Below are 4283 nucleotides of genomic sequence, written 5' to 3' on the forward strand. Positions count from 1 at the left end.
TTCCGTCATTCTGGCCTGCCATCACGAACAGAACATCTTCAAGATGGGCGGCCTGCGTAAGTCCATTCCGCTGGTTTATCTCTGCTTCCTGGTGGGCGGTGCGGCGCTGTCGGCGCTGCCGCTGATTACCGCAGGCTTCTTCAGTAAGGATGAGATTCTGGCAGGCGCGATGGCGAATGGTCATATCAATCTGATGGTGGCAGGACTGGTCGGTGCGTTCATGACCTCCCTGTATACCTTCCGTATGATTTTCATCGTGTTCCACGGTAAAGAACAAATTCATGCTCATGCAGGGAAGGGGATTACTCACCACCTGCCGTTGATTGTCCTGATGATCCTGTCCACCTTCGTAGGCGCGCTGATTGTGCCGCCGCTTCAGGGTGTACTGCCACAGACAACTGAACTTGAGCATGGCCGCGTGATGACCCTGGAAATGACTTCTGGCGTGGTAGCGATTGCGGGCATCCTGATTGCCGCATGGTTGTGGCTGGGTAAACGTACTCTGGTGACCTCGATTGCCAACAGTGCGCCGGGTCGTCTGCTGGGCACCTGGTGGTATAACGCCTGGGGCTTCGACTGGCTGTACGACAAAGTGTTCGTTAAGCCGTTCCTTGGCGTCGCCTGGCTGCTTAAACGCGATCCGCTCAATGCCCTGATGAACGTGCCAGCCATCCTTTCTCGCTTCGCAGGTAAAGGCCTGCTGTTCAGCGAGAACGGTTATCTGCGCTGGTATGTCGCATCAATGAGCATTGGCGCCGTGGTGGTGCTGGCACTGCTGATGGTACTGCGTTGAGTTTGCGGGCTGGATGAACGACTGCCGGATAGCGCTACGCTTATCCGGCCTACACGCTCAAAGAGAATTTTTAGAAAATTCGTTGAAAATCAGGTCCAACTGGACAGGCGTTATCGGCGAAGTCAGAGTGAGCACCGCCTGTGCACCGCAACCGGAGCGTACTGAGGTATGTGAGGATTGCGAGCACTGTCGGGGTTCGCTATGACGAGTGAGATAGCCTGAACCGGACTTAAACAAGGAACAAAGATCACCATGTTATTACCTTGGTTGATATTAATCCCCTTTATCGGTGGCTTCCTGTGCTGGCAGACCGAACGCTTTGGCGTGAAGGTGCCGCGCTGGATCGCGCTGATCACCATGGGACTGACGCTCGCGCTTGGCCTGCAACTGTGGCTACAGGGCGGTTATTCGCTGACGCAGTCTGCTGGCATTCCGCAGTGGCAGTCTGAATTTGTCCTGCCGTGGATCCCGCGCTTTGGCATTTCGATTCACCTGGCAATCGACGGTTTGTCGCTGCTGATGGTGGTGCTGACCGGTCTGCTTGGCGTTCTGGCGGTGTTGTGTTCCTGGCGAGAAATCGAAAAATACCAGGGCTTCTTCCACCTGAACCTGATGTGGATCCTGGGCGGCGTGATCGGTGTGTTCCTTGCCATCGACATGTTCCTGTTCTTCTTCTTCTGGGAAATGATGCTGGTGCCGATGTACTTCCTGATCGCGCTGTGGGGCCACAAGGCGTCCGACGGTAAAACGCGTATCACGGCGGCAACCAAGTTCTTCATTTACACCCAGGCGAGCGGTCTGGTGATGCTGATTGCCATCCTGGCGCTGGTGTTCGTTCACCATAATGCGACCGGCGTGTGGACCTTCAACTATGAAGACCTGCTGAAAACGCCGATGTCGCACGGCGTCGAATATCTGCTGATGCTGGGCTTCTTCATCGCGTTTGCGGTGAAAATGCCGGTGGTTCCACTGCACGGCTGGCTGCCAGATGCGCACTCCCAGGCACCGACCGCGGGTTCTGTTGACCTCGCCGGTATTTTGCTGAAAACCGCTGCTTACGGTCTGCTGCGTTTCTCCCTGCCGCTGTTCCCGAACGCGTCAGCGGAGTTCGCGCCTATCGCGATGTGGCTGGGCGTAATCGGTATCTTCTACGGTGCATGGATGGCGTTCACGCAGTACGACATTAAACGTCTGATCGCCTACACCTCGGTTTCACACATGGGTTTCGTGCTGATTGCCATCTACACCGGCAGCCAACTGGCGTACCAGGGGGCGGTGATTCAGATGATTGCGCACGGCCTGTCCGCTGCGGGTCTGTTCATTCTGTGTGGTCAACTGTACGAACGTCTGCACACCCGCGACATGCGAATGATGGGCGGCCTGTGGGGCAAAATGAAATGGTTACCGGCGCTGTCGATGTTCTTCGCCGTGGCGACGCTGGGTATGCCTGGCACCGGTAACTTCGTTGGCGAATTCATGATCCTGTTTGGCAGCTACCAGGTGGTTCCGGTCATCACCGTGATTTCGACCTTTGGTCTGGTGTTTGCTTCTGTTTACTCGCTGGCGATGCTACATCGCGCTTACTTCGGTAAAGCGAAGAGCCAGATTGCACAACAAGAACTGCCAGGGATGTCGCTGCGTGAGCTGTTTATCATCCTGTTGCTGGTCGTGCTTCTGGTACTGCTTGGCTTCTATCCGCAGCCGATTCTGGATACCTCGCATTCTGCGATGAGCAACATCCAGCAGTGGTTTGTTAATTCCGTTACTACTACAAGGCCGTAAATCGCCATGACAATAACTCCACAACACCTGATTGCGCTGCTACCGCTGCTGATCGTCGGCTTGACGGTGGTGGTTGTGATGCTCTCCATTGCGTGGCGACGCAATCACTTCCTCAATGCCACGCTGTCGGTCATTGGGCTTAACGCCGCGCTGGTTTCGCTCTGGTTTGTTGGCCAGGCTGGCGCGATGGACGTGACCCCGCTGATGCGGGTTGACGGTTTCGCAATGCTCTACACCGGACTGGTTCTGCTGGCGAGTCTGGCGACCTGTACTTTTGCCTACCCGTGGCTGGAAGGCTATGACGATAACCGGGAAGAGTTCTACCTGCTGGTGTTGATTGCCGCGCTGGGTGGCATTCTGCTGGCGAACGCCAATCATCTGGCGGCGCTGTTCCTTGGTATCGAACTGATCTCCCTGCCGCTGTTTGGTCTGGTGGGCTATGCCTTCCGTCAGAAACGTTCGCTGGAAGCCAGTATCAAATACACCATCCTGTCTGCTGCCGCCTCGTCATTCCTGCTGTTTGGTATGGCGCTGGTGTACGCGCAGTCTGGCAACCTGTCGTTTGTCGCGCTCGGTAAGAGCCTCGGCGACGGTATGCTGAACGAGCCGCTGCTGCTGGCGGGCTTCGGGATGATGATTGTTGGTCTGGGCTTTAAACTCTCTCTGGTTCCGTTCCACCTGTGGACGCCAGACGTATACCAGGGTGCACCGGCTCCGGTTTCCACCTTCCTGGCGACGGCGAGCAAAATCGCTATCTTCGGCGTGGTGATGCGTCTGTTCCTGTACGCGCCGGTTGGCGACAGTGAAGCGGTTCGCGTGGTGCTTGGCGTGATCGCCTTTGCTTCCATCATCTTCGGTAACCTGATGGCGCTGAGCCAGACTAACATCAAGCGTCTGCTGGGTTATTCGTCTATCTCTCACCTCGGCTACCTGTTAGTGGCGCTGATTGCTCTGCAGAGCGGCGAGATGTCCATGGAAGCGGTCGGCGTTTACCTTGCCGGTTACCTGTTCAGCAGCCTCGGCGCGTTCGGCGTGGTCAGCCTGATGTCCAGTCCGTACCGTGGTCCGGATGCCGATTCTCTGTTCTCCTACCGTGGGCTGTTCTGGCATCGTCCGATCCTCGCGGCAGTGATGACGGTGATGATGCTGTCTCTGGCGGGTATCCCGATGACGCTGGGCTTTATCGGTAAATTCTACGTGCTGGCCGTCGGTGTACAGGCGCACCTGTGGTGGCTGGTTGCCGCTGTGGTGGTTGGTTCTGCGATTGGTTTATATTACTACCTGCGTGTTGCCGTGAGTCTGTACCTGAGCGCACCGCAGCAGCTTAACCGCGATGCGCCGTCTAACTGGCAGTACAGCGCAGGCGGTATTGTGGTACTGATCTCCGCACTGCTGGTGCTGGTGCTGGGTATTTACCCGCAGCCGCTGATCAGTATTGTGCAGTTAGCCGCACCGCTGATGTAAGCGACAAGCAAAAACGAAAAACCCGCCGAGGCGGGTTTTTTTATGGATGAAGAATCTTCAGGCAATCAACTGACGACTGACCAGCGGGCCGCTGATGTTTTGCGCCGCGCGATCCATCACTTCCTGAATAACGGATGACAGTTCGTTCACTTCAAACTTCGCCACGTAGCCTTCGGCTTTCACTTTGCGGACGTGATCTTCATTGGCACTACCGGAAAGAGAAGAGTGGATCACCACCGGAATT

The 4283-nt window shown here is 56.2% G+C and carries 3 protein-coding genes and 1 pseudogene; 3 read left to right on the top strand and 1 reads right to left on the bottom strand.

What is annotated here, in order from left to right; translation table 11 throughout:
- From AB7E14_RS21200 to nuoN, 3 genes are all read left to right on the top strand, one after another.
- A partial coding sequence (locus tag AB7E14_RS21200; RefSeq protein ID WP_428169910.1) for a proton-conducting transporter membrane subunit occupies positions 1-793 on the top strand: 793 nt, incomplete at its 5' end.
- Between the two features lie 252 nt (positions 794-1045).
- A complete protein-coding gene (nuoM, locus tag AB7E14_RS21205; RefSeq protein WP_043000021.1) occupies positions 1046-2575 on the top strand; it encodes an NADH-quinone oxidoreductase subunit M in 1530 nt (509 codons plus the stop codon).
- A 6-nt stretch (positions 2576-2581) separates the two neighbouring features.
- On the top strand, positions 2582-4039 hold the full coding sequence (gene nuoN, locus AB7E14_RS21210) for an NADH-quinone oxidoreductase subunit NuoN (protein WP_042317815.1): 1458 nt from the start codon (positions 2582-2584) through the stop codon (positions 4037-4039).
- 57 nt (positions 4040-4096) lie between these two features.
- Here the strand turns inward: nuoN and AB7E14_RS21215 are convergent.
- Positions 4097-4283 (bottom strand): annotated as a pseudogene (locus AB7E14_RS21215) (chemotaxis protein CheV); the annotation flags it as partial.

Source organism: Citrobacter sp. (assembly GCF_050252275.1).
In the GTDB taxonomy this organism is placed as follows: domain Bacteria; phylum Pseudomonadota; class Gammaproteobacteria; order Enterobacterales; family Enterobacteriaceae; genus Citrobacter_A; species Citrobacter_A amalonaticus.